At 70.7% G+C, this 19,621-nt stretch carries 20 protein-coding genes; 17 read left to right on the top strand and 3 right to left on the bottom strand.

Translation table 11 applies throughout. From position 1 onward, the window contains the following. The 8 genes from folE to LBN7_RS06370 are packed head-to-tail and all read left to right on the top strand — an operon-like array spanning position 1 to position 6,194. Positions 1 to 660, top strand: a complete 660-nt coding sequence (folE, locus tag LBN7_RS06405) for a GTP cyclohydrolase I (protein ID WP_407361293.1) — start codon at positions 1 to 3, stop codon at positions 658 to 660. Next, positions 657 to 1,466, top strand: coding sequence for a dihydropteroate synthase (gene folP, locus LBN7_RS06400; RefSeq protein WP_116634198.1), 810 nt, complete (start codon positions 657 to 659; stop codon positions 1,464 to 1,466). The genes folE and folP overlap by 4 nt, the downstream gene beginning before the upstream one ends. A 31-nt stretch (positions 1,467 to 1,497) precedes the next feature. Continuing rightward, a complete protein-coding gene (gene folB, locus LBN7_RS06395) occupies positions 1,498 to 1,893 on the top strand; it encodes a dihydroneopterin aldolase (RefSeq protein ID WP_407361292.1) in 396 nt (131 codons plus the stop codon). Then, a complete protein-coding gene (folK, locus tag LBN7_RS06390) occupies positions 1,890 to 2,429 on the top strand; it encodes a 2-amino-4-hydroxy-6-hydroxymethyldihydropteridine diphosphokinase (protein WP_407361291.1) in 540 nt (179 codons plus the stop codon). The genes folB and folK overlap by 4 nt, the downstream gene beginning before the upstream one ends. After that, positions 2,426 to 2,908 (top strand): DUF3180 domain-containing protein, encoded by a 483-nt coding sequence (locus tag LBN7_RS06385; RefSeq protein WP_116634201.1) that lies wholly within the window; start codon positions 2,426 to 2,428, stop codon positions 2,906 to 2,908. The genes folK and LBN7_RS06385 overlap by 4 nt, the downstream gene beginning before the upstream one ends. Continuing rightward, positions 2,859 to 3,440, top strand: coding sequence for a PH domain-containing protein (locus LBN7_RS06380; protein WP_116634202.1), 582 nt, complete (start codon positions 2,859 to 2,861; stop codon positions 3,438 to 3,440). Before LBN7_RS06385 ends, LBN7_RS06380 begins: the two co-directional genes overlap by 50 nt. Next, complete coding sequence (locus tag LBN7_RS06375) at positions 3,437 to 5,497, top strand: PH domain-containing protein (protein WP_407361290.1); 2,061 nt, start codon at positions 3,437 to 3,439, stop codon at positions 5,495 to 5,497. Before LBN7_RS06380 ends, LBN7_RS06375 begins: the two co-directional genes overlap by 4 nt. A gap of 4 nt (positions 5,498 to 5,501) precedes the next feature. Continuing rightward, positions 5,502 to 6,194 (top strand): DUF2520 domain-containing protein, encoded by a 693-nt coding sequence (locus LBN7_RS06370; RefSeq protein WP_407361289.1) that lies wholly within the window; start codon positions 5,502 to 5,504, stop codon positions 6,192 to 6,194. Positions 6,195 to 6,212: 18 nt separating this feature from the next. Here the strand turns inward: LBN7_RS06370 and LBN7_RS06365 are convergent, their stop codons facing one another. Beyond that, entirely contained in the window at positions 6,213 to 8,123 is a 1,911-nt protein-coding gene (locus LBN7_RS06365) for a DUF2207 family protein (RefSeq protein ID WP_407361288.1), read from the bottom strand. 80 nt (positions 8,124 to 8,203) lie between these two features. On the opposite strand from LBN7_RS06365, the gene lysS reads away from it, so the two are divergent. Then, on the top strand, positions 8,204 to 9,736 hold the full coding sequence (lysS, locus tag LBN7_RS06360) for a lysine--tRNA ligase (protein ID WP_407361287.1): 1,533 nt from the start codon (positions 8,204 to 8,206) through the stop codon (positions 9,734 to 9,736). A gap of 13 nt (positions 9,737 to 9,749) precedes the next feature. On the opposite strand, the gene LBN7_RS06355 is transcribed toward lysS, so the two are convergent. After that, on the bottom strand, positions 9,750 to 10,868 hold the full coding sequence (locus tag LBN7_RS06355) for a DUF4192 family protein (protein ID WP_407361286.1): 1,119 nt from the start codon (positions 10,866 to 10,868) through the stop codon (positions 9,750 to 9,752). A gap of 112 nt (positions 10,869 to 10,980) precedes the next feature. Here LBN7_RS06355 and LBN7_RS06350 point away from each other — a divergent pair, with 112 nt between their 5' ends. The 3 genes from LBN7_RS06350 to LBN7_RS06340 all read left to right on the top strand — a co-directional run bounded on the left by LBN7_RS06350 (position 10,981) and on the right by LBN7_RS06340 (position 13,507). After that, positions 10,981 to 11,154 carry a hypothetical protein gene (locus LBN7_RS06350; RefSeq protein WP_407361285.1) on the top strand — a complete coding sequence of 58 codons (174 nt, stop codon included), beginning with the start codon at positions 10,981 to 10,983 and terminating at the stop codon, positions 11,152 to 11,154. 91 nt (positions 11,155 to 11,245) lie between these two features. Further along, positions 11,246 to 12,706 carry a cardiolipin synthase gene (cls, locus tag LBN7_RS06345; protein WP_341946446.1) on the top strand — a complete coding sequence of 487 codons (1,461 nt, stop codon included), beginning with the start codon at positions 11,246 to 11,248 and terminating at the stop codon, positions 12,704 to 12,706. A 63-nt stretch (positions 12,707 to 12,769) separates the two neighbouring features. Then, entirely contained in the window at positions 12,770 to 13,507 is a 738-nt protein-coding gene (locus LBN7_RS06340; RefSeq protein WP_407361284.1) for a hypothetical protein, read from the top strand. A gap of 24 nt (positions 13,508 to 13,531) precedes the next feature. Here the strand turns inward: LBN7_RS06340 and LBN7_RS06335 are convergent, their stop codons facing one another. After that, positions 13,532 to 14,530 carry a diacylglycerol kinase family protein gene (locus LBN7_RS06335; RefSeq protein WP_341946444.1) on the bottom strand — a complete coding sequence of 333 codons (999 nt, stop codon included), beginning with the start codon at positions 14,528 to 14,530 and terminating at the stop codon, positions 13,532 to 13,534. A gap of 206 nt (positions 14,531 to 14,736) precedes the next feature. Here LBN7_RS06335 and LBN7_RS06330 point away from each other — a divergent pair, with 206 nt between their 5' ends. Genes LBN7_RS06330 through LBN7_RS06310 form a run of 5 tightly spaced genes read left to right on the top strand, consistent with a single transcriptional unit; the run spans position 14,737 to position 19,602 of the window. Continuing rightward, positions 14,737 to 15,696, top strand: coding sequence for a MetQ/NlpA family ABC transporter substrate-binding protein (locus LBN7_RS06330; RefSeq protein WP_407361283.1), 960 nt, complete (start codon positions 14,737 to 14,739; stop codon positions 15,694 to 15,696). A 44-nt stretch (positions 15,697 to 15,740) separates the two neighbouring features. After that, complete coding sequence (locus LBN7_RS06325; protein WP_116634213.1) at positions 15,741 to 16,766, top strand: methionine ABC transporter ATP-binding protein; 1,026 nt, start codon at positions 15,741 to 15,743, stop codon at positions 16,764 to 16,766. Beyond that, a complete protein-coding gene (locus LBN7_RS06320) occupies positions 16,760 to 17,434 on the top strand; it encodes a methionine ABC transporter permease (RefSeq protein WP_116634214.1) in 675 nt (224 codons plus the stop codon). Before LBN7_RS06325 ends, LBN7_RS06320 begins: the two co-directional genes overlap by 7 nt. Then, positions 17,431 to 18,393 carry an NAD(P)/FAD-dependent oxidoreductase gene (locus tag LBN7_RS06315; RefSeq protein WP_407361282.1) on the top strand — a complete coding sequence of 321 codons (963 nt, stop codon included), beginning with the start codon at positions 17,431 to 17,433 and terminating at the stop codon, positions 18,391 to 18,393. The genes LBN7_RS06320 and LBN7_RS06315 overlap by 4 nt, the downstream gene beginning before the upstream one ends. A 15-nt stretch (positions 18,394 to 18,408) precedes the next feature. Beyond that, the gene (locus LBN7_RS06310; RefSeq protein WP_407361281.1) at positions 18,409 to 19,602 is read left to right on the top strand and encodes a PLP-dependent aminotransferase family protein; all 1,194 of its coding nucleotides are present in this window, start codon (positions 18,409 to 18,411) and stop codon (positions 19,600 to 19,602) included. Positions 19,603 to 19,621: the final 19 nt, after the last annotated feature.

Here is a 19,621-nt window from a genome sequence, read left to right as displayed (position 1 = left end):
GTGACCGTCGACAGGCAGCGCGTCGAACGGCTCACCAGAGAGCTGCTCGAGGCGATCGGCGAAGACCCGGACCGGCCCGGCCTGAAGCAGACCCCGACCCGCATGGCCGAGCTGTACTCGGAGTTCTTCGACGGCGTCGGCGCGGATGCCGCGGAACCGCTGGCGCGCACGATCAGCGTGACCCGCGGGCCGGCGCCCGACACCCTCCCGTCCGGGGCAGTGCTCCTGCGCGACATCCGCTTCCGCTCCGTCTGCGAGCACCACCTCCTGCCGTTCGCCGGCCACGCGCACCTCGCGTATCTGCCGGGCGAGCAGGTCGTCGGACTCGGCGCGCTCGTGCGCGTCGTCGAGATCCTCGCCGCCCGCCCGCAGGTGCAGGAGCGTCTCGGCGAGCAGATCGCCGACACGATCGCGGAGCACCTCGACACCCGCGGCGTCCTCGTCGTGCTCGACGCCAGCCACGGCTGCGTCACCATGCGCGGCGGTCGGCAGACCGAGGCGTCGACGCTGACGATCGCCGCGCGCGGCGAGTACACGGATGCCGCGGCGCGGGCCGAGCTCATCACGCTGATCGGCGCTTCGGGCGCCGCTCCGGTCATCGAGCGACCGCAGCGAGACGAAGCGCCCCATCGTCCGACGGGTTCAGGATCCGACGCATGACCGGGATCTGGGGGATCGTCAACGTCACTCCCGATTCGTTCAGCGACGGCGGGCGCTATCTCGATGTCGACAGGGCGGTCGCCCACGGCCTGCGACTGCGTGCCGACGGCGCGAGCGTGCTCGACGTCGGCGGCGAGTCGACCAGGCCCGGCGCGGAGCGCGTCGGCACGGATGTCGAGCAGCAACGCGTGATCCCCGTGATCGAGCAGCTCGCCGCGGCGGGCGTTCCGATCAGCGTCGACACGCTCAGCGCGGCCACCGCCGCGGCGGCCGTGCGCGCCGGCGCCCGGATCGTCAACGACGTCTCGGGTGGTCTCGCCGACCCCGACATGCGGGCGGCGGTCGCCGAATCCGGTGCGGACTACGCGGTCGGGCACTGGCGCGGATTCTCGGCCGACATGTACGCCAACGCCGAGTACCGCCGAGCGGCCAGGGAGGTCGCCGGAGAGCTGCAGGAGCGCATCGGAGAGGCCGCGGCAGCCGGTATCGCCCCCTCGCGACTGATCGTGGATCCCGGCATCGGCTTCGCCAAGGCGGGCGCCCAGAACTGGGACGTGCTGCGCGGGCTCGACGAGATCGTGGCGCTCGGACCCCGGGTGCTCATCGGCACCTCCCGCAAGCGGTTCCTCGCCGAGACGCTGCCGTCCGAGGCGGGGGAGACCGGCGGGATCTCGGAGGCTCGCCGTGACCTCGCCACCGCCGTGACCAGCGCGTTGGCCGCACGCGCCGGCGTGTGGGCCGTCCGGGTGCACGACGTCGCCGCGACCCGCGATGCGCTCGCCATCGCCCACGCCTGGACGGGGTGAGGCGGCTCGACCGCCGCCGTACGCTAGGGACATGGACTCCCTCGACGAGATCTCCCTCACCGGGCTGACCGTGTTCGGACGCCACGGCGTCTACGACCACGAGCGGGAGGACGGGCAGGAGTTCACGGTCGATCTCCGCCTGCGGCTGGCGCTGGACCAGGCCGCGGCATCCGACGACGTGAGCGACACCGTGCACTACGGAGAGCTCGCCGAGAAGGTCGCGGCCGTGGTCGCCGGGGAGCCCGTGAACCTCATCGAGACCCTCGCCGAACGCATCGCCGTCACCGCCCTCGAAGACCCCCGGGTGCACGGCGTCACCGTGACCGTGCACAAGCCGCACGCCCCGATCCCGCTCACGTTCGCCGACGTGGCCGTCACGGTTCATCGCAGCCGCCCCACCCCTGGCCTGGAGGACATCACCGCATGAGTCGGAATCTCGCCCAGCCCATGGACGCACCCGAGCGCCGTCCGGGTCGTCCGGAAACCGTGGCCGTCGTCGCCCTCGGCGCGAACCTCGGCGAACGTCACGCGACCATCCGCGCCGCCGCGGAGCGGATCGCGCGGCTGCCGCTCGTCGGGGAGGTGCGCCTGTCCCCGCTGTTCGAGACCGTCGCGCTACGCGTGGACGGGCCCGACCCCGAGGCGCCCGGCTACGTCAACGCCGTCGCCCTGGTCACGACCCGGCTCGCTCCCGAGATCCTGCTCGGGATGCTGCACGCCATCGAAGACGAGAACGGCCGGGAGCGCCGCGAGCGCTGGGGGGACAGGACGCTGGACCTCGACCTCATCGCGTACGGCGACGTCGTCTCGGACGAGCCGCACCTGCAGCTCCCGCATCCGCGCGCTGCGGAGCGCCTCTTCGTGCTGGGTCCGTGGCTCGATCTCGATGCCGACGCCGAGCTCATCGGGCACGGCAGGGTCGCCGACCTCGCGGCGGAGCTGCGCGATCGGGGCGATGGATGAGGCGCACGTCCGTCGGCCTCCTCGCCGTTCTGGCCCTCCTCGGGGTCGGGCTCGGGTACCTGGTCGATCACCTGCTCACCGCGAGCGGTCGCGCGACCTTCACCCCGTCGCTGCTGCTGCCGGTGCTTCTCCTGCTGATCGCGGCCGCTGCTCTCGGCGTGGCCTGGCCGGTGCGGAACAGCGTGCGCTCCGGCATCCGGATCGATCCCTTCCGGGCACTCAGGGCGGCGACCCTCGCCCGCGCCTCGAGTCTGCTCGGCGCGATCATGGCGGGCCTCGGAGCCGGTCTCCTCGTGTTCCTCCTCACCCGCCCCATCGATCCGCCGGTAGGGTCGACTGTGGCCATGCTGGCCCTGATCGGGAGCGCGATCGTCCTCGTGATCGCCGCGCTCGTCGCCGAACAGTTCTGCACCCTGCCGAAGGATCCTGATGACTCAGAACCCAGAGACCGCGCCCCTGAACCCGGCGGAGGGCACTGACCTCGACGCCCTCGACCAGGGCACCTACACGCGGCTGCGCACCGCGCGGAACGAGGCGCGGCTGGAGCTGGACGGCACCTGGCACCAGATCTCGCCCCGCTATGTCGTCTCGCAGATCGTGCAGAACGTGATCTTCATCGTCGTGGTGGTCGTGGCAGCCGTGGTGCTCAACATCTTCCTGGAGCAGGACTGGGTGTGGATCCCCGCCGGCGTGATCCTGCTCCTCACGGTGATCGCGCTCATCATCCTGCCGCGACAGGCCAGGGCCATCGGCTACATGCTCCGCGCCGACGACATCGTCTTCCGCAAGGGCATCCTGTGGCAGCGGATGATCGCCGTGCCCTATGGGCGCATGCAGCTCGTGGACATCACGCAGGGTCCGCTCGACCGCGCCTTCGGAATCTCCCAGCTGAAGATGGTGACCGCGGCCGCCACCACCGGCGTGCAGATCCCCGGCCTCACCCAGCCCGCGTCCGAAGCGCTGCGCGACACCCTCATCGAAGTGGCCGAGACCCGCCGGACCGGCCTGTGAGCGAGCAGCAGTTCCCTGCCACCCCGCACGCACCGGCGCCCACGCAGGTCGGCGACGCGTCGACGACTCTGGCGGACGGCGAATGGCATCGGATGCATCCGCTGACGCCCCTGTTCAAGGGCGGGCTGGTGCTGATCATCGTCGCCGGCATCCTGATCGCGAACATGCGGGACCGGATCATCACCTGGCTGGTGACGCTCTTCACGCCCGAGGAGGCGCACTACGGCGACTACGCCGGCCGCGACCCGGTCGACTGGGTGTTCGAGAACAACCTGATCCTGCTGGTGCTCCTCGGAGTCCTGGGGCTCGTGGTCGTGCTGGTGCTCGTCTTCTGGATGCTCTGGCGCTTCCACCAGTTCCGCATCACCGGTGATCACGTCGAGGTGCGCAAGGGCATCATCTTCCGCTCGCACCGGCGCGCGCCCCTCGATCGCGTGCAGGGCGTCAACCTCACGCGTCCGTTCCCCGCCCGGATCATCGGACTCGCCAAGCTCGAAGTGGTCGGCGCGGGCAACGACGCCAACGTCGACCTGGAGTACCTCGCGACGACTCGGGCGGAGTCGGTGCGCGCCGACATCCTGCGCCTCGCCTCCGGGGCACGGGCCGCGCGTCACGCGGCCCTCAACCCGCAGGCCCCGGCGCCCGGCCCCGATGCCGCTGCGGTCCCCGCGACGACGCGGGCGCAGCTGCGCGGCTCGGTCAACGAGGGCGTCACGAGCCTGATCGCCGGAGTCGACCTCGCCGATGTCGCTCCGGAGAGCGTCGTGAAGATCCCGGCCGGTCGTCTGATCGGATCGCAGCTCATCTCGGGGCTGCTGTGGCTGTTCTTCTTCGGCATCATCTTCGCGATCGCGCTCGGCAGCACGATCATCGGCCTGGTCGCCGACGGTGACACCGGCGGTGGCGTGGTGCTGCTCGGCATCGGCCTCGCCATGGGCATCCCCATGCTCATCGCCGTGGTCGGCATCACCTGGGCGCAGATCTCCAAGTCGCTGCGCTATTCGATCGCGCCGACGCCCGACGGGGTGCGTATCACGTACGGTCTGCTCACCACGGTGACCGAGACGCTGCCGCCCGGACGCATCTTCGCGGTCGAGGTGTCGCAGTCGCTCCTGTGGCGCCCCTTCGGCTGGTGGACGATCAAGATCAACCGGATGAGCGGCAAGAGCGCGGCGGCGCAGCAGTCCGGCAACGCGCAGCAGTTCAACGTGGTGCTGCCGGTGGGCAAGCGCGCCGATGTCGAGCGCGTGCTCGGCCTCGTGCTGCCGGACGTGCCGGCGGCGAGCATCCCGTTCCTCTGGGAGCAGGGCATCGTCGGGCCTGCCGACGGCGATCCGTTCCGGCGGATGCCGCGACGTGCCTGGTGGCGTCGTCCGCTGTCCTGGAAGCGGCACGGGTATGCGATCGCCGACTTCGGGCTCCTGCTGCGCCGTGGGTTCGTGTGGCGCAAGCTCGCGGTCTTCCCGCTCGCCCGTCTGCAGGGCGTCTCGCTCTCGCAGGGTCCCATCGACCGGGCGCAGCGCGTCTCGGGCGCCCAGGTGCACACGGCACCGGGACCGATCACGGGGTACCTCTCCGGACTCGAGCGCGAGGATGCGCTGGCGCTGCTCGGCGATGTCAGCCGCGCCGCGGCCGAAGCCGCGTCGCGAGACACCAGCCATCGCTGGAGCGAGCACGCTCCGGCGGCTGCTCCGGCGAACCCGGCTCCTCCGGCGTACGCGAACCTCCCGGCGCCTGCGGGACCACCGGTCGCGCTCCCCGCGCCAGGCGTGACGCCGCCTCCGATCGCGCCACCTGCACCGCCCTCTTACGCGCCTCCGGTGACGCCGCCGACGTACGCGCCACCTGCACCGCCGACGTACGCGCCTCCGGTGACGCCGCCGCCTGCGCCTCCGGTCGCGGCGCCGCCTGCACCTCCGGTCGCACCGCCGGCGTACGCGCCTCCGGTGACGCCCCCACCTGCGCCTCCGGTCGCACCGCCTCCTGCGCCTCCGGTGACGCCGCCGCCTGCACCTCCGGTCGTGCCGCCGCCCGCGCCGCCCACGAACGGGGAGTGACGCCGTGGTGCGCGACGGGCGTCTCGGCGTCGGCATCATCGGCGCGGGCCGCGTCGGACCGGTGATCGGCGCCGCGCTCGGCGGCGCCGGCCACGCGATCGTCGGGATCACGAGCGGATCGGATGACGAGCGCGCGTCGGCCGTCCTGCCGGAGGTGCCCGTGCTCGACGCCCTCGAGGTCGTGCGCAGGGCGGAGCTCGTGATCCTCGCCGTGCCGACGGACCAGCTCGCCTCTCTCGTGGCGGGAATCGCCGAGGTCGGCGGGTGGCAGATCGGTCAGCTCGTGCTGCACACCGATCCCGGCCACGGCACCGATGTGCTGCGGCCCGCTGCCGAGCGCGGCGCGATCCCGCTCGCCGTGCATCCCGCGATCACGTTCACGGGGACCTCGATCGACCTGCGACAGCTGCAGGCGGGCTTCGCCGCGGTCACGGCCCCTGCCCCGGTGCTGCCCATCGCGCAGGCGCTCGCCGTCGAGATGGGATGCGAGCCGATCGTGATCGCCGAAGAGGATCGCCCCGCCTACGCGGACGCCATCCAGACCGCGACGGAGTTCTCCCGGTCGATCATCGGCCAGTCCACGGCGCGGCTGCGCGAGATCGGCGTCGAGAACCCCGGCGGCTACCTCTCGGCGCTCGTGCAGTCGACGGTCGAGCGCGCCCTGCGCGAGGCATCCGATCCTCCGCCGCTGATCTGACCCACACGACGGGCAGCATCAGCGTCCGCCCGAGAACCCTCCGCCGCCTCCGCCGCCGGAGAAGCCGCCGCCGAACGACCCGCCCGAACTCGACGAGCTGCCCGACGACGGCGAGGTGTAGGTCGCGGCGGCATGCGACGACGAGGTGAAGGCCGAGAGGTAGACGCCGAGGTACGGGGTGGTCGGGTCGCCGATCCACCCGGGTCCCCGCTGCTCGCGGGAGTAGGCGGTCTCGAGCACGTCGCCCCACTCCTTCTCCATCCCGAAGAGCATCGCGTAGGGGAGGAGGCGCTCGTACACGTGGATGACGTCGGCGGTCCCGTCCTGCCGGCGCTCCGCCCCCGTGTAGGACTGCAGCATGCGCAGACGGTCGGCATCGGCGACCCGGATGAACTCCTCGACGCCCTTCAGGTACTCGAATTCCCTGGCGCCCTCGGGGGTGAGCACCGTGTGCTTCGCGAAGGAGAAGAAGCTCGCGATGAGCACGAGCACGAGTCCGAAGGAGATCGCGACGAGAGCGGGGACGGCGGAGAGCCGGCCGGAGGCCACGCCCCACACGCTCAGTCCCATGCCGACGGCCGCGATCGCGATCGCACACCACTGCACGATCGCCGCGCCGCGACTGCGCGCCGTGGTCGTGAGACCGCGGGTCTTCGCTGCGGTCTTCCCCGCCTCCTGGAGAGCGACCATGCGCATGGCGAAGGCCTCGCTGGCGCTCGGCACGTCGACGACGCCGCCGTCGTTCGCCTTCAGGAAGAGGGCGTCGAGCGCCTCGACGTCGAGTTGATCGGGGATGCGCGTCCCGGCGATGCGGCGCAGCCTCGGATGCTCGGGCGAGCCGCCCTCCTCGATGCGCAGCATTCCCCGCACCGCGAGATGCACGATCTCGGCGGGGATCACATCCTTCGCGCTCGGCAGGAGGGCGGCGGCGAGCAGCGGGGGCATCGAGTCGGGAACGTCGTACTGCGCGACGATGACACCGGTGGCGGTGCGGCGGCGGCGCTTGAAGGCGGACACGGCGATCCAGGCGCCGACCGACAGTCCTCCCGCGCCGATCGCGGCGGCCAGAGGAACCGTGTCGGTGACCGGGTTCGGCGTGCGCGCGGACGGCTGCACGGCCGTGCCCTGCGCGAATCCGATCGCGACCGTCACCCCGTCGCCTGCCGCGCGTTCCCCCGACTCGACGCGGAACGTGGCGACGTCGCCGTCGACCGCCGGACCCTGCAGGTCGCACTCGTCGGTCGATCCCGAGTATCCGGTGTAGCAGCTCGCGGCTCCCGTGAGGCGGTCGCTCATCGCCGCGTCGAGGACGATGTCGGCGCGGAACCGCTCGATCGCCTGGGTGCTGTCGAGGGGGAGGAGGTCCCAGTAGAACTCGTCCACCGCGGGGTTCCCCTCGCCCTGTCCGCGCACGCTCTGGCGGGTCGAGGAGCCGGTCGATGCGTCGGCCGCGAGGATGACGTCGCGCATCTCGTACTCGATCACGTAGGTGGTCAGTCCCCGCACGAAGTCGTCGTTCCCGGTGAGGACGAGCAGCAGACCGTCTTCCTCCTCGGTCTCGTACGGCACGTCGGCGCCGTTCTCGTCCGTGACCGACAGCACACGGGTGTCGATGCCGGCCCCCTCGTACGCGGTGGGCAGCCCGCGGACGATGCCGCGGTTCTGGTCGTACTCGGGGAAGCGGGCGACGAGCGTCTCGACGACGTGCATCCGCGCGCGGCCCTCTTCATCGAGCCCGACCTCGTAGAGCGCGTCCCAGGAGGCGTAGGAGAAGTCGTCGACGTCCGCATCCGCCACGGTGCTCGCGGGCGCGCCCGTCGATCGTGCGTCGGCAGGCGCGGATGCGGCGGTCGCCGACGTCGGGGCGGCGACCGCGGCGACGGCGAGGGCGATGGCGGCGAACGCGCGGATGATCCGGGTGGCGGTCATGCTTCGAGGCTACCCAGCCTGCGCGAAGGAGTCGGCACGCCGTCTCGGTAAACTGGGGAGGACTTCAAGGAGCCCCGCACATGACTGACGCGTCCGCCGCGCCCGATTCGGCCTCGTCCGACCCTTCGAACGAAGAGGACGCCCACGAGCAGAAGACCGTCCGTCTCGCCAAGCGCGCGCGCCTGATCGAGAAGCGGGCGGATGCCGCGGGCGGCGCCTTCCCGGTCGGCGTCCCGGTGACGCACACCATCCCGGCGCTCCGCGCGGAGTACGGAGAGCTCGAGGCGGGCGCCGAGACCGGCGTCGTGGTCGGAGTGGCCGGTCGCGTCGTGTTCAGCCGCAACACCGGCAAGCTCTGCTTCGCGACGCTGCAGGCCGGCGACGGCACCCGCATCCAGGCGATGATCTCGCTCGCGAACGTCGGCGAGGAGTCCCTCGCGGACTGGAAGGAGTACGTCGACCTGGGTGACCACGTCTTCGTGCACGGCGAGGTGATCTCCAGCCGCCGCGGCGAGCTGTCGATCATGGCCGACGACTGGGCGATCGCCTCCAAGGCGATCCTCCCGCTGCCCAACGCCTACTCCGAGCTCAGCGAGGAGGGGCGGGTCCGCAGCCGCTACCTCGACCTCATCGTGCGCGAGCAGGCACGCACCACGGTCCGCGCCCGCGCCGCGGTGAACGCGAGCCTTCGCGCGACCTTCACCGGGCACGACTACCTCGAGGTCGAGACGCCGATGCTGCAGGTGCAGCACGGCGGAGCATCCGCTCGCCCGTTCATCACCCGCTCGAACGCCTTCGACACCGAGCTCTACCTGCGCATCGCGCCGGAGCTCTACCTGAAGCGCGCCGTCGTCGGCGGCATCGAGCGGGTCTTCGAGATCAACCGCAACTTCCGCAACGAGGGCGCCGACTCGACGCACAGCCCGGAGTTCGCGATGCTCGAGGCCTATCAGGCCTACGGCGACTACAACCAGATGGCCGCACTCACGCAGGAGCTGGTGCAGCAGGCCGCGATCGCGGTGACCGGCTCGACCACCGTGACCTGGGCCGACGGCACCGAGTACGATCTCGGCGGCGAGTGGGACCGCATCTCGATGTACGAGTCGCTCTCCGCGTCATCCGGTCGCACGGTCACCCCGCAGGACTCGGTCGACGACCTGATCGCCTTCGCCGAGCAGAGCGGAGTCGATCTGCCGCCGCAGGCCACGCACGGCAAGCTCGTCGAGGAGCTCTGGGAGCACTTCGTGAAGGGCGACCTCGTGCGCCCGACCTTCGTGATGGACTTCCCGGTCGACACGTCGCCCCTGGTGCGCGAGCACCGCTCGATCGACGGCGTCGTGGAGAAGTGGGACCTGTACATCCGCGGCTTCGAGCTGGCGACGGGATACTCCGAGCTCGTCGACCCCGTGATCCAGCGCGAGCGCTTCGTCGAACAGTCGAAGCTCGCCGCGCGCGGTGATGTCGAGGCGATGCCCATCGACGAGGAGTTCCTGCGGGCACTGGAGCACGGCATGCCGCCGTCCGGTGGCATGGGAATGGGCATCGATCGTCTGCTGATGGCGATCACCGGGCTCGGCATCCGCGAGACGATCCTCTTCCCGCTGGTCAAGTAGCTCGTCCCGCTGGTCACGCAGCAGGGCCGCGTCGGAACGCCCACTCCGGCAGCAGCGCACCGCCGATCATGGTCTCGAGCAGCGCCGCGAGGCCGTACTGCGGATCGATCTCGCGCACCATCTCGAGATACCGGCCCGCGTGGGTCGACCTGCCGAGCGCCCACGACAACCACGCCGCTGCCGTGAGCGGCGCCGGTCGGTACGCTCGGGGCGCCTGCGCCGCGGCCCGGCGGACCACCGACAGCGCGAGCCGGAGACGGTCGAGATCGGGAGCGGGGCCGCGGCCCAGGAAGACCTGACCCAGATCGTCGGGGACCGTCGTGCCGGAGCCGGCGAAGGCGAGCTGTGCCGCGAGCGTGCGCATGCCGCCGGCCAGGTCCGTCGCCCACTGCGCGATGGCGACGTCGCGGAGCAGCGGCCGGTTCAGGCTCCACAGCAGCGCAGCCGTGGCGAAAGGCGGCAGGTCCTGCGGCGTTCGGAGGACCGATTCGAAGAACGCCGGCACGTCTTCCAGCATCACGAGGGCGGCGATCGCCATCGGGTTCTCCCGCCCGGTGAGTGCGCCGCACCTGTCGAGGCAGAGCATCTCGGTGAGCTCGAGGAGCGCCCGTCCCACCCGCTCCTTCTCGGCGAGGTCGGAGGGCGGAAGGTCGACGCCGGCGAACTGGTCTCCGGACACGTCGCCCTCCGACGAAAGGGCGGGCGAGGCCCCGATGTCGGAGAGCAGGCCGATCACGGGCTCGTCGACGAGGTAGCTCGACCAGCCGGCCGGGGTCACGCACAGGGCGTCGACGACCCGGAGACCCGCGTCCTCCGCGCAGCCGAGCAGCTCGTCGACCTCGACCGCGAAGGGGAGGACGAGACCGTCGCGCGTCGGGTGCGCCTCGGCGTCGGTGTAGACGACCAGGGCCACGGCATCCGTCCCCTCCACGCGCGACACCAGCCCGACCGCCGCGTCGGCGTACTCCTCGAGGGAGATGCCGTCATCGGGGAGGTCGAGGCGCATCGCACCGTAGGTGCGCGTACCGCGGAAGGGGAGGAGCACGATGCTCTGTCGAGGCGTGAACCCGGCGAGAGCGGGGACGACGCGGAGGAAGTCGGTGGAGTCGGAGGCGCGAAGCACGGTGGTCATTCCAGGAGTGTGATCGAACCCCGACCGGTCAGGGGGCGATAGCGCCCCCTGTGGAGTGTTCGGGCGAAAGGCGAGGAATGTGGACGAAGAGTCGCTCGCGTACGATGGACACATGGAGAACTTCTGGCTCGCTGCGGCATGGTCGATCCTGCCGACCATCGGAGTGAGCGCCGTCTTCTTCTTCGTGCTCCGCGGGATCATCCGCTCCGACCGCACAGAGCGCAAGGTGCACGCGCGCATCGAGGCCGAGGAGCGCGCCGTGCGCGGCCTCCCTCCTCGCGCCTGAGAGACGTCCGAGCCATCGGCTACTGTGTAGCCAATGCGCGGGCGACCGCGCGAGCCCTCGGTGATCGACGCCGGCGGAGCAAGGGGAGACGATGACGCCGGAGACCGTGGCCTGGTGGACCGCCGCGTTCCTGCTGCTGCTCGACCTCGTCATCCGCACGACGGCGATCATCGTGATCCCGCGCAATCGCCGTCCCACGGCGGCGATGGCCTGGCTCCTCGCCGTGTTCTTCATCCCCTTCATCGGCGTCTTCCTCTTCCTGCTGATCGGGAACCCGCGCCTCCCGCGCGCCCGCCGCCGCAAGCAGGACCAGATCAACGAGTACATCGCGCAGACGAGCGAGCACCTCCACTTCGGAACCCTGCGGCCGCACGCTCCGGCGTGGTTCGGCCCCATCGTCGAGATGAACCAGAGGCTCGGCGCCCTCCCCCTCTCCGGCGACAACGGCGCGCACCTGATCTCGGACTATCAGGAATCGCTCGACGCGATGGCCGACGCGATCCGCGAGGCGCAGGACTACGTCCACATCGAGTTCTACATCCTCCAGTCCGACGACTCGACCGACAACTTCTTCCGGGCCATGGAGGAGATCGCAGCCCGCGGCGTCGAGGTCCGCGTGCTCCTCGATCACTGGGCGAACCGCTGGAAGCCGCGCTACCGGGCCACCATCAAGCGGCTGAACGCCATGGGCGCCGACTGGCAGCTCATGCTCCCGGTGCAGCCGCTGAAGGGCAGGATGCAGCGGCCCGACCTGCGCAATCACCGCAAGCTCCTCGTCGTCGACGGCAAGGTCGCCTTCCTCGGCTCGCAGAACGTCACGGCGTCGACGTACAACCTCCCGAAGAACATCAAGCGGGGTCTCAACTGGGTCGACCTGATGGTGCGCATCGACGGGCCGGTCGTCCTCAGCGTGAACGCGATCTTCCTGAGCGACTGGTACAGCGAGACCGACGAGGTGCTCGAGGAGATCGACATCTCCCACGCGAACATCGGATCGGGCGACCTGGACTGCCAGGTGGTGCCGTCGGGACCGGGCTTCGAGGTCGAGAACAACCTGCGTCTGTTCCTCGGTCTGCTCTACGCGGCGAAGAACCGCATCATGATCGTCAGCCCCTACTTCGTCCCCGACGAGGCGCTGCTGCTCGCCGTCACGGCAGCCGTCGACCGCGGCGTCGAGGTCGAGCTCTTCGTCTCGGAAGAGGGCGATCAGGCGATGGTCTATCACGCCCAGCGCAGCTACTACGAGGTGCTGCTCAAGGCGGGCGTGCGCATCTGGATGTACCGCAAGCCCTACATCCTCCACACCAAGAGCCTCACGATCGATGACGAGGTCGCGGTCATCGGCTCGAGCAACATGGACATGCGCTCCTTCGGTCTGAACCTGGAGGTGTCCATGCTCGTGCGCGGCGAGGAGTTCGTCACCGAGATGCGGGCCGTCGAGGACAAGTACCGCTCCCTGAGCCGGGAGCTGACCCTGGAGGAGTGGATGCAGCAGCCCCTCCGGTCGACTGTGCTCGACAACCTGGCACGCCTCACCTCCGCTCTGCAGTGATCCGCCGCGATCCCGGTCGGTCTGGGGGATGAAACCGGAATATCGGGCGGGTACCCTGTGACCATGGCCACACGCACGCGTCTCGCAGCCGTCCTCTCGTCCCTCGCCGCGATCGCGCTCCTCGGTGCGGGCTGCACGGCGACGCCCGGTGCCGTGACGCCGACGAACTCGCCCGCACCGAGCTCGACGACCGGTGACGATGCGGGCGACATCGAGGGCGTTCTCCTCGACGAGGGACGCATGTTCGCCGTGGTCACCTGGGGGTCGTCCGGGTGCATCCCGCAGGTCGACGAGGTCTCGGCAGAGGGCCAGACGGTCACCGTGAACCTCGTGGATCTCGACGCCGCGGACGGCAAGGAGAAGGTGTGCACGGCCGACTTCGCGCCGCGCGCGAGCATCGGAGCCCTCCCCGAGGGAGTGGATCCCACCGCCGAGATCACCCTGCAGGTCACCTACGGGGACATCGTCGACGATGTCGAGCTCGACGGCGATGCCGCCTTCACCGGCAAGCCCGGGAGCTCGACCGAGTATCAGCCGTCGGCCGGCTGGTTCGACGACGGCAGCCTGGTGCTGCTCACGTGGGGCTCCTCCTCGTGCGCTCCGGTCGTCGAGGCCGTCGAGGGGTCCGGCAACGCGGGCACGGTCACGTTCGTCACGGATGCCGATCAGGTGTGCACCATGGACATGGCGCCGCGGGCGACGATCATCGCCTTCCCCGACGATGACGTGGACGACGACGACTTCACGCTGACCCTCACCGGCGGCGGCCTCGAGGGCACCGTGAAGGTGCTCAGCAGCTGACCGGTGCCCGGCGCTCCGCCGGGCTCAGAGCATCGACACCGGGTGCCCGGCGGGCAGCGCGAGCAGCAGCGCGCCGGGGTCGGCCCGGCAGGTGATGCGCACCGCCTCGCCGAACTCGTCTCCGTCGAGCTCGACAGGAGTCGGACCGGGAGCCGCGGCCTCCGCCGCCGCTCCTCGGAAGTAGTGCACCGAGGCGTCTCTGCCGCGACGCTCCAGCACGCGGCGTCCGGCCCGGAAGCGTCGCAGGACGGAGTTGTCCCACCAGATCTTCCGCCAGACGCCGAGCCAGCCGAGCACGCCCGTGGGCTGGATGACGGCGACGTCGAGCGTCGCGTCGGTGATGGAGGCATCGGGGATCAGCGCGATCCCGGCCGGGAGCGTGCCGCAGTTCGCGAAGAGGATGCTGTGCACCTTCGTGGAGTGCAGGCGTCCGTCGTCGATCTGGTACACGGCCCGGAAGGGCCTGGCCCGCGGGAGCGACCGCGCCGCACCGTCGACGTAGGCGATCCAGCCCACGGACTTCTTGAGGTCGGAGCGCGTGTTCGCGATCATGTCGGCATCCAGGCCGATGCCGGCCAGCACCACGAAGGCGTGCTCCGACTCCTCGCCGTTCGCGCGGCTCACGCGCGCCCAGCCGATGTCGATCGGATGCCGGAAGTCGCCGAGCGCCGCGCGGATCATCTCCGCGGGATCGCCGAGCGGGAGTCCCAGGTTGCGCGCCAGCAGGTTGCCCGTGCCGCTCGGCAGGATGGCCAGCGGCACACCCGTGTTCGCGATCGCCTCGGAGACCGCGCGCACGGTGCCGTCACCGCCCGCCACGAGCACGACGTCGACGCCGCGGGCCAACGCCTGCGCGGTCGCCGCCTGGCCGGCGTCCTCGACGGTCGTCGGATAGAAGGCCGGATGCTCCCACCCGGCCTCCCTCGACAGATCGCGCACCGCGGCGCGGAGTCGCTTGCCGTCGACCTTGATCGGGTTGTAGACGAGCGCCGCCTGTCGTCGGGCGGAATCGCTCGTGGTCATGGCGCTACTCTAATCCCGGCATCGGCCCCCTCTCTCCGGCGACGCAGGCCCCCGTGTTTCCGTGCGTTACCTCCGGGATCGTGCGCTCCCTCGCCCCGCGGCTAACGTCGGAAGCCATCCCGCATCTCCCCGCGCCGCCGTCCCGATCGGCCGGCGCGGACGATGGACGCACTCCCGACGACCGGCCCACCTCGCAGGAGCACGACATGTCAGAGCAGAACCAGACCCAGAACGAGATCGACGCGCACCTCTCGAAGCAGAAGTCGCGCACGCGCCTGTGGCTGATCGGCGGGGCCGTCGCGGTCGTCGCGATCGCCGCCGCGTTCGTGATCCCGATCGTCGTGCAGAACTCCGCCCCCGAGGCCTCCGGCGACGGCGGGGAGGAGCTGATCCCCCTCACGATCGCCGACACCGCGCAGAGCGACTTCCAGGACGCCATCATCGAGGTCGGCAAGGAGAACGGACTCGACCTCACCTTCGTGAACTTCGACGACCCCTACCTGCCGAACACCGCCCTCGTCGAGGGCGAGGTCGACGGCAACTCCTTCCAGCACGTCGCCTGGCTCAGCCAGTTCAACAAGGAGAACGGGTCGGACATCACGCCGGTCTTCTCGACCGTGATCTCGGCATGGGGACTGTTCTCGGACGATCTCGACTCCGCCGATGACATCCCGGAGGGTGCCAAGGTCGCCGTGCCCGACGACCCGGCGAACTTCTCCCGCGCCCTCTTCATCCTGCAGACGGCCGGTGTCATCGAGGTCGACGAGAACGCCGGCGTCTTCCCGACCGAGGAGGACATCACCTCGAACCCGCGCGGCATCGAGCTCGTGCGCATCGCCCACGAATCGGTGCAGACCAGCTACAGCGACCCGACCATCTCCGCCGTCGTGATCGCGACCGACGACTTCGACCCCGCGCTCGAGATCACCAGCGACGACGCCCTCGTGCTCGAGGACTCCTCGGCCACCACGTCGAGCCCGTACGTGATCGTGGTCGCGACGACCGCAGACCGCGCCGACGACCCGGCCTGGGCGCTGCTGGAGAAGACCTACCGCGACAAGCGCGTGGTCGCGGCACTCGAAGAGGAGAAGCGCGGCGAGGCCACCATCGTCGAACTCCCCGTCGACGACCTCCGCAAAGCGCTCGCCGAGCTCGTCGCCCAGTAGTCCGCCACGGTGCGGAGCAGCCGCACGACCAGACCGAGGATCGAATGACAGAGCGCATCCAGCTCTCCGGGGTGTCGAAGGACTACCCCGCCCGAGGGAAGGGCGAGCCCGTCCGGGTGCTCCGCGATGTCGACATCACGGTGCATGCCGGAGAGGTCTACGGACTGATCGGGCGTTCCGGAGCGGGCAAGTCCACGCTGCTGCGCATGATCAACGGTCTCGAGGCTCCCACCGAGGGGCGCGTGCTGGTCGACGGCGTCGATGTGCACGCACTGCCGCCCGCCGAGCTGCGCACGCTGCGGCACGGCATCGGGATGGTGTTCCAGCAGTTCAACCTCTGGAACTCGCGCACGGTCTTCAGTAACATCGCCACGCCCCTCAAGCTCGCGGGCTGGAAGGACGACGAGATCTCGCGGCGCGTGGCCGAGCTGCTCGACTTCGTGGGGCTCGGCGGCAAGGCCTTCGCGCGTCCGCGGCAGCTCTCCGGCGGTCAGAAGCAGCGTGTGGGGATCGCCCGCGCGATCGCGGCGAAGCCGTCGGTGCTGTTGGCCGACGAGGCGACGAGCGCGCTCGATCCGCAGACGACGACCGAGATCGTCGACCTGCTCCGCTCGGTGAATCAGGAGTTCGGGATCACGATCGTCGTGGTGACGCACGAGATGGACGTGATGAGCCAGCTGGCCGACCGCGTCTCGATCCTCAGCGACGGCGACGTCGTCGAATCGGGGGACATCCACCAGATCCTCGCCCGGCCGCAGCATCCGGTCACCGCGAACCTGGTCGGCTCGTACACGCGCACGTTCCTCAGCGACGCGCAGCGCGCCGAGCTGGCATCGAGCTTCGCCGGTCGCCGCATCTCGGTGGCGATGGACGGCGCGGTCGCGGAAGGGCCGCTGCTCTCGTCGCTCGCCCGCATCCACGAGGTCGACTTCTCGATCATCCAGGGCGGCGTCGCGCGCGTGAAGAACCTGCCGTACGGGCAGCTCAGCCTCGCGCTCCACGGTGAGGACGCCGCCGTCGACCGGTTCGTCGCTGCGCTCTCGACCCGGACGGAGGTGACGACATGGTGAGCCTCGACGTCCTCGACCTCGACGTGGTGATCCCGAAGGTCGCCCGCGCGCTCGGCGAGACGCTCTTCATGGTCTCGGTCGCGTTCTTCCTCGCCTCGGTGATCGGTCTGATCCTCGGGATCTTCCTCTACGCCACGCGCCCGGGACAGCTGCTGCACAGCCGCATCGTGCACACGACCCTGAACATCGTCGTGAACACGCTGCGCCCGATCCCGTTCATCATCCTGCTCATCGCCCTGACGCCGCTCACCCGCGCCCTCATCGGCACCAGCATCGGGCCGGCTGCCGCGATCCTGCCGCTGACGATCGCGGCTTCCGTCGGCATCGCGCGCGTCGCCGAGTCGAATCTCGTCGCGGTCGATCCCGGTGTCATCGAGGCGGCCAAGGCCTTCGGAGCCTCGCCTCTGCACATCCTCTTCGGGTTCGTGGTGCGCGAGGCGTTCGGGCCGCTGCTCCTGTCGCTGACGTTCATCTTCGTCGCGCTGATCGACGCGACAGCCGTCGCCGGAGCGGTCGGCGGCGGCGGACTCGGAAACCTCGCCCTCACGTACGGATACCAGCGCTTCGACTACGCCGTCATGATCCTCATCATCATCGTGCTGATCGCCCTGGTGCAGCTGGTGCAGTTCATCGGCAACCGGATCGCCCGGCACTTCATCGACGGATGACGTCGACCGCGCGCCGTGATCACGCCGCCCTCGCACGCCGACGTGTCGTCGTCGTGGGGGCGGGCGTGGTCGGCGCGTGCGTCGCGGCGCGGATCGCCGAGCGCGGAGCGGATGTCGTCCTGCTCGCCGCCGAGCCGGCCGGGAGCACGGAAGCCTCACGAGCGAGCTTCGCCTGGGTGAACGACCATGGCAAGGAACCGGCGTCGTACCGGCGGTTGAATGCCGACGGCAGGCGTCGGCACGCCGAGCGCTCCGCCGCACACGACATCCCGTGGTTCATCCGCACGGGAGCCGAGATCGACGACGTCGTGTATCCCGATGACGGCTACGTCGACACGGAGGCATTCCTCGCGGCGCAGCTCGCCGATCTTCGCAGCGCCGGCGGCACGGTGCGCGATGCGACGCCTGTGGCCTCGCTGGAGCACCTGCGCGGCCTCGTCGGACCGGCGGACCTGATCGTCGTGGCGGCCGGCACCGGCACCGCTGCGCTGGTCGCGGCGGTGTCTCCGCGGGTGCAGCGGCTGTCGTCCTCGGCCGGCGACGACGGCTTCCTTGCACGGATCGAGGTCGACGGGCATCCGATCGACCGCATCCGCTCCGTCGCCGGGCTCCAGGTGCGCCCCGACGGCGACGGGCGGATCGCCGCGCAGAGCCTGCGCATCGAAGCCGATCTGCGGGATGCCGGCGTCACGGCATCCGTCGACACGGTCTGGCCGGCCCTGCGCGACGAGATCGAGCACGCACTCGGGTGGCGACTCCCCGCCGCGGCGAGCGTGCGCGTCGACCACGCGGCGCGCCCGCACGCCGCCGACGGGATGCCGCTCGTCGGCGCCGTCGCGGATGATGTGTATGTGGCCCTCACGCACAGCGGCGTCACGCTCGCCCCCCTGCTCGGCGAGCTGATCGCTCGAGACCTCGACGGCGACGCCGATCCCCGGCTCGTCCCCTTCTGCCCCTGAACCGATCGGACCCCCATGACCGACCTCGCCCCGACTCCGAGCGCCCTGCTGGCCGGGCTCCCTGCGCGCCAGGGCTTCGGCGATGCGACGCTCATCCGGCTCGCACCGGGCTCGATCGATCTCGGCGGCGGAAACCCGGCCACGGATCTGCTTCCCCTGGACATCTATCGCGACGCGTTCCGCGCCGTGACCGAGAGCGCGGATTTCGCGCCGCTCCTCAAGTACACGCCCGCCCCGGGCCTGCCGCAGCTGCGCGCGGCGATCGCCGCGCGCGAGGGCGTGTCCGCCGACCGGATCCTCGTGACGAACGGCGGAGCGCACGGCCTCGCCCTCGCCGTGCTCAGCACGCTCGATCCGGGGGACCTGATCGTCGTCGACGACCCGGTGTATCCGCTCTTCCTCCGTGTGCTCGACCTGATCGGCGTCGAGGTCGCCCCCGTCGCGGTGGGACCGGACGGCATCGACGTGGACGAGCTCGAGCGGCGCCTCCGTGCCGGGCTCCGCCCCAAGGCGCTGTTCACCGTCCCGACGTTCCAGAACCCGTCCGGAGTCACGCTGAGCGCCGAGAAGGAAGCCGCACTCGTCGCCCTCGCCGAGAAGTACGGGTTCACGATCATCGCCGACGACCCCTACCGTGCCATCTCGTTCCCCGGCGTCGCGGTGCCCGACCGTCGCGCGTTCCGCGCGTCCGATCGGGTGATCGCGGTGAACACGTTCTCGAAGACGCTCGGGCCCGGACTGCGTCTCGGCTGGATCGTGCTCGCGGCCGGGCTCTCGGAGCGCGTCACCCGCCTGCGCAACCGGCTCGACGGCCAGACCAGCGGCATCCTGCAGGCCGTCGTCGAGCGGATGCTGGGCGACGAGCGACTGGACGCCTCGATCACCGCGGCGGGCGCGGGGTACGCCCGCAAGGCCCAGGTGCTGGTCACGGCGCTGCGGACGGAGTTCGGCGACGCGGTCGAGGTGGCGCAGCCGCAGGGCGGGTTCTTCGCGTGGGCGCGTCTCGGCTGTGACCTCGACTTCGCGCAGCTCTTCGAGGCCGCACAGGACCGCGGCGTCACCTACCAGCGGGGCGAGTGGTTCGCGGCTGAGGGTGAGGGCTTCCGCGGGTTCGCTCGTCTGTCGTTCTCGGAGGTGAGCGAGCAGGACCTGACCGAGGGCGTGGCACGTCTCGCTCAGGCGTGGCGGGGGCTCACCGGGCGCGGCTGACGCCCCCGGCACGCGCTCT

Source organism: Microbacterium sp. LBN7 (assembly GCF_045690345.1).
Taxonomy (GTDB): Bacteria; Actinomycetota; Actinomycetes; order Actinomycetales; family Microbacteriaceae; genus Microbacterium.
This window is presented reverse-complemented; position numbering and strand designations above follow the sequence as displayed.